Annotated in this window: 3 protein-coding genes and 1 riboswitch; of the genes, 1 reads left to right on the top strand and 2 read right to left on the bottom strand. The window is 62.9% G+C overall.

Going from position 1 to position 4,836, the window contains the following annotated elements:
* Positions 1 to 84 precede the first annotated feature (84 nt).
* Positions 85 to 1,683 carry a VPA1262 family N-terminal domain-containing protein gene (locus tag V5F77_RS28180; RefSeq protein ID WP_429008378.1) on the bottom strand — a complete coding sequence of 533 codons (1,599 nt, stop codon included), beginning with the start codon at positions 1,681 to 1,683 and terminating at the stop codon, positions 85 to 87.
* Positions 1,684 to 2,204: 521 nt separating this feature from the next.
* Positions 2,205 to 3,134 (bottom strand): ChbG/HpnK family deacetylase, encoded by a 930-nt coding sequence (locus V5F77_RS28185; protein WP_429008379.1) that lies wholly within the window; start codon positions 3,132 to 3,134, stop codon positions 2,205 to 2,207.
* 37 nt (positions 3,135 to 3,171) lie between these two features.
* A riboswitch (SAM-I-IV-variant riboswitch) is annotated at positions 3,172 to 3,276 on the bottom strand.
* Between the two features lie 379 nt (positions 3,277 to 3,655).
* Between V5F77_RS28185 and V5F77_RS28190 the strand changes: the two genes are divergently transcribed.
* Positions 3,656 to 4,645 carry a hypothetical protein gene (locus V5F77_RS28190; protein WP_429008380.1) on the top strand — a complete coding sequence of 330 codons (990 nt, stop codon included), beginning with the start codon at positions 3,656 to 3,658 and terminating at the stop codon, positions 4,643 to 4,645.
* The last annotated feature ends 191 nt before the right edge of the window (positions 4,646 to 4,836 follow it).

Here is a 4,836-nt window from a genome sequence, read left to right on the forward strand (position 1 = left end):
TGACAGCCTTCGGATGCTGCAATCCACTCCATGGTCGCAGCGAGCGCCGCAGCGCCGTCGACCGGCGCTGGAAGGGTCAGGCCGTTAGTCATCGACGTCCCCTCGCACTTGGCCGGCAGGCGGACGTTCGATCCATTTGGCCAAGCGTCGCAGCTGATAGCCCGCCTCATGCCTCAACGACCAAATCGCCGGCGGCCGATTGGCCCACCATGTCTCGAACGGCTCAGCTTCGGCGAAAGTCTCCGCTAAGGCCTGGGCCAATTCAGTGGGTTGGGCGACGAGGGTCATCAGACTAATCTCGCCGTCCCCCACCTTGTTGAACGAATGGCCGGAGTGCCAGATGACATCGTCGATCTGAAGGAAGCGGTCGTGCAGGCGGCGCCCCCGGGACACTCGGATGTCGATCTCGCCGAACTCTTGGGCCGGGTCGCGGAAGGCCGCGATTTTCTTCAGCATGAGATCGCCGAAGCTGTCGCCGTTGGGGTCGACACGCTTGTGACGGCGGGGACGAGGATTGATCAGGCCGCGGATCGAGACGCCCTGGTACTGGGTGGCCGTCGCGAACTGCTGCAGGTCGTCAGCGTCCAAGTAAGGGTCAACGAATAGGACGTGAGAGCGTGCGCGGGCGATCAGCCCGCACATCCAATCCACTGTCTCCTCGCGATTGTGCTCAAACAGGCGAACGCCGGGTGGGATTTGCGGGGCCTCCGCAGGCCGTAGCGCGCCCTGCCGCTCGGCCCGCGCGTCCTGGAGGCATTCGAGCGCCCGCAAGGGTGTCATAGGGGGCTCAGATTGCCGCGCTGGGGCGGGTCGGACATACACCGTGCGCGCACCCGCATCAGGGGCACGTGTCGGTGGGTCGACGTAACGAGCCTTGGCCTCAGCTCCCACAGAGGAGGAGACAGAGACGCTGCGGAAGAAGAAGGCCGGCGGCTCGCGGTCCAATACGCCGCGTACGGGACAGAACAACTCCTCGCGCACCATGGCGACCTGGGAGGGCGCTGGAGCGCGGAAGCGGCCAAGTGCGTTTGGCGAGCCTTCGGCGCGCCACGCCGGCGCTCCCGCGCGAACCTCTTCGACCGCCATTCGCAGTGACGTGACATTGGCACCCCGTCGCGGGGTGCCGCCAAGCTCCAGGGTCTCTGGTGTCACCGACCGATTGACGATGCGCGCGCCAAAGCCGCGCAGCAACGGATTAGGCGCAATCAGAACGCCCGAGCCCAACCAGTCATCATAAGCCAATAAATCAAAATGGATGTGGTCACGAAGCCATTGCCGGGCGCGGCCTTCGGCGCTGACGTTGACCATGCTATCGCGCAGCGCTTGAACCGGCTCGGCCAGAGCCGCCATCGGCACCAAGCGATGTAGCCGCGGCCGCCCGTGCCATGATGGCGAGAAGGGCGGCGGCTCCGCGAGGACCGTAAACCCGTCGTAGTCGGGTTCAGGACCTAGCGCCGAGGCGGTGATCGCAAAGGCCTTGCCCGGAATAGTAGCGCGCCCCTGTTTCAAGGCCTCGTACCAGTCGAGCGCATCTGCCAAACGCAGCGCGGTCCGACCTACGCACAGCCGATCGCCACCGAAGTTGTCCCACCAGCCGCCGCCTGGCGGATTTGGGGGAGCTGGCATTTCGGTCGGCAACAGCTCAACCGAAGCGAACAGCAGATGGTTCACCCGGTCGCGCACGAGTGTGACCAGGCGCAATACGCCAGCGTTGTAGTCGCCAGGGACAAGAGGCGGCCATCGCTCTGGCGGCGACGCCGGCCTAGGGGAAGCCGTCGATTGCATGAGGTGGAATATGGTAGGGTCTGTCGATGGACGCGAGTCAGATCTCCTTCCAGGCGGACTAATAGCGCGCCTTATCCCCACCTCGCCGGCAAGTGGAGCGTCGTGTTTTCGGCCCCACTCCGGCGTCTGTTTCTTGCGCACAGCCTATCGGGAGCAGGAGACGCCCCTCAAGCTGTAAATTACATCGTACTGTCGACGGAGTTCGGCGGCCATAGCGCGTCGTAGCGTACGAAAGACGGTGGCTCCCCGAGTTGGATCCAAACTACGCCGATCGATAAAAAGTCGTGTGCCCGAATTTTGCGCGGCAGCTTTTGCCGATCCCGCGCCAGAAGCCGACGGTCGGTAGCCGGCCCCAGATGTGCCTCGGAAATCATTTCCCGGCTACGGTCTGACAGACGCCAACGACCGAACCGGGTTGGTTAGGCGATACGCCAGTTTCGGGATAGCGATGAACGATAGCCGCCGTTGCCCTCACGCCCCGGCTTTCTCGAAAAGGATGATGAAACGGGAAGGCTAAGTGTTTTTTCTCGCTGCACTGTCCGCAATTCTCGATGGCTAATTCGCGTGATTCCCTGCCGATCAAGCAGGGCTGCAACGCTGGGATCGTTCAGCGTCGCGGCGTCATGCACGCGAATACCCGCATGGTGACAGTCGTAGCCCCGCAGCTCCTCCCCTTCCAAGACCGGGTGGGCAAACAGCTCCGTTACGCCGCGAGGTAGGTTAGCACACGCCTCGAACATCACGTCGCGGGTGGGGCGCGGCCAAGTGTAGATTAAATGATCCACTGACAACACTCCCCGCGCCGCCGCCAGTTCGCGCGTCGAAAAGGGCGCATGGAGAGGAAGCCTGATTGGGACGTCGAATTGCTCGGCAAGGTCGAGGTAGATCGCGAATAGTGATTCGCTCGCATGGAGGACATCCATGTGCGTGTCGATGTGAGTAACATCAACGCCCCATGCCAAGGCCGCATAGATCTGGGCGCAACATTCGGAGCGCACGTCCTCGTCGTCCTGCTGCGCCACGGCAAGCGCCGTTGTGGCAGGCAGGAAGCCGTCAGCATCGTGTAGCGAGACAGCTCCGGTGAGACTCCGCCAGCGATAGCCCGGATGTTCGCTGGTCAGGGTTAGATGAACGCCAAGCGGCAAGCCCCGAAACATGCGCGCCGCCTCGGTCGCCCAAGGGCAGGGGACCATCAGCGAGGCACCCGTGGCGATGCCGCAGGTCATGGCTCGAAACGCTGCCACGTTGGCGCTATGGCTCGATCCCACGTCGTCGCAGTTGACGATGAGAAGCCGGTCCTCACGGCTAAATCCAAGCCGCTCGGCAAGGGTTGGGTCATTCATAGACATGCAGCGTCGCTTCTCGCACTGGTTCGACGCTTTGTGGCTTGCTCCGTTTAGTTGCCGGCTCGGCCACATCCCCTTGCAGGGCACCACCTTGCCTGGATCGGCAGGTTGGTGTTGGGCGTCGCCCCAACTCTTGATGCTGATACCACTCTACTGGTTGCCACTCGGCACCACAATTCGCTCCTTCGCGCCGTTCCCGGACTGGGAGCCCTTTACGGGACAGTCCAGGCGGCTCCCACAGCCCGATGCGTCCGGCGAGGCCGCTTTCCCGAAATCTGTTCCCGAGTGGATTTTCCCGAAACTGCGCGCGGTCGTCTCGAACGGCGGGTTTCGGGATCACTCCAACGACCGGTTGAATGACAATCAAGGGGTCGGCTGCAGAACGGCGGCTATCGGCACAGCGGCAGCCAAGACCGGCCAGTCTGCCACCGGCCCCATAACGGACGTTCGGGCACGCAGTTGGCAAGGTCTGCTTCTGGCGCGTCCTGCGCGTCTATACCCCGCCATAGAGGGCTACCTGGACCATGGAGTCCCTGCTCACGAGCGCAGTGCAATCGATCGAGATTGGCGTTGAGGATTTCCGTTCATCGGACCCGCGACGGCTGATCTCCGCCGTACGTAACGTCCGGGCGGGGGTTCTCCTCCTTTGCAAAGAGAAGCTCCGCGCCTTGTCGCCGGCTGGAAGCGACGAGGTGCTCATCAAGGCCCGCATCACCCCAGGACTCGATGCTGCCGGCAACCTCGTCTTCAAGGGCCAGGGCGAGAAGACCGTAGACGAGCAGCAGATTATCGAGCGGTTCGGCCAGCTTGGGATTAAGCTCGATTGGGTGCCCCTGCGAAAGCTGACGAGGCATCGCAATGTCTTGGAGCACTACCGGTTCGCAGGCAGTCCCGACGACCTACGGGAGGTCGTCGCGCAGTCGGCGATGATGATTCGCCGCCTATTCGACGTCCTCGGCCTCGATCCGGCGGAAGCGCTGGAGTCCGACACCTGGGAGTTTCTTCTCTCCAACGAGAGCGTGTTTCAGGACGAATTGGTCCGATGCCAGGCCTCGACCCGCACGCTGCGCTGGCGGTCGCCAACAATGCGCCTCGCCGCCGCGACAGAGCTCGTGTGCGCGGTCTGCAAGTCTGCGCTCGTCGAACTAGAGGACCCCGCCGACACCGACCAGGACACAGCTCGCCTCAGGTGTCGCGTATGCCCCATGACCTTCCCGGCGAAAGGCCAGATTTGGCCAACCTTGGTGAGCCACTTCGCCCGAAACCTCTATGTCGCCGCGACACAGGGAGGCATGCCACCGCTCTTGAAATGTGACGTCTGCGGTGAGGTCGCGGTCGTCGTCGACGAAGGCGCTTGCGCAGTGTGCCGCCGGGACGGCTACGAGCTTCGCTGCGAGGTGTGCAACGAGGTCGTCACGGAGGAGGATCGCGAACAAGGTAACAGCCGATGCCCTCAGCACCTCGATGCTGAAATCGCCTTCTTTTCCAGGGATCTGGTCACAGGGCATGACTGATGAGTCGAGGCGTAAGGTCGCCCGCCGCAAGTTGCTTCATTAGAGGCCCCTTCAAATAGGGATTTCGACCAAATCGGAGGCGGCGTCGAGGCCAATCTCATAAGTGGGAGGCGGCTAGCGAGCAGAGAGCTCCCGGCCGGCTTACGAATGTCTGCATTTCGGATTGAAGCCAATGTCCAGAAGTGGCGCTG

The sequence above is a fragment of the Roseixanthobacter psychrophilus genome (assembly GCF_043195195.1).
Lineage (GTDB): Bacteria > Pseudomonadota > Alphaproteobacteria > Rhizobiales > Xanthobacteraceae > NCEH01.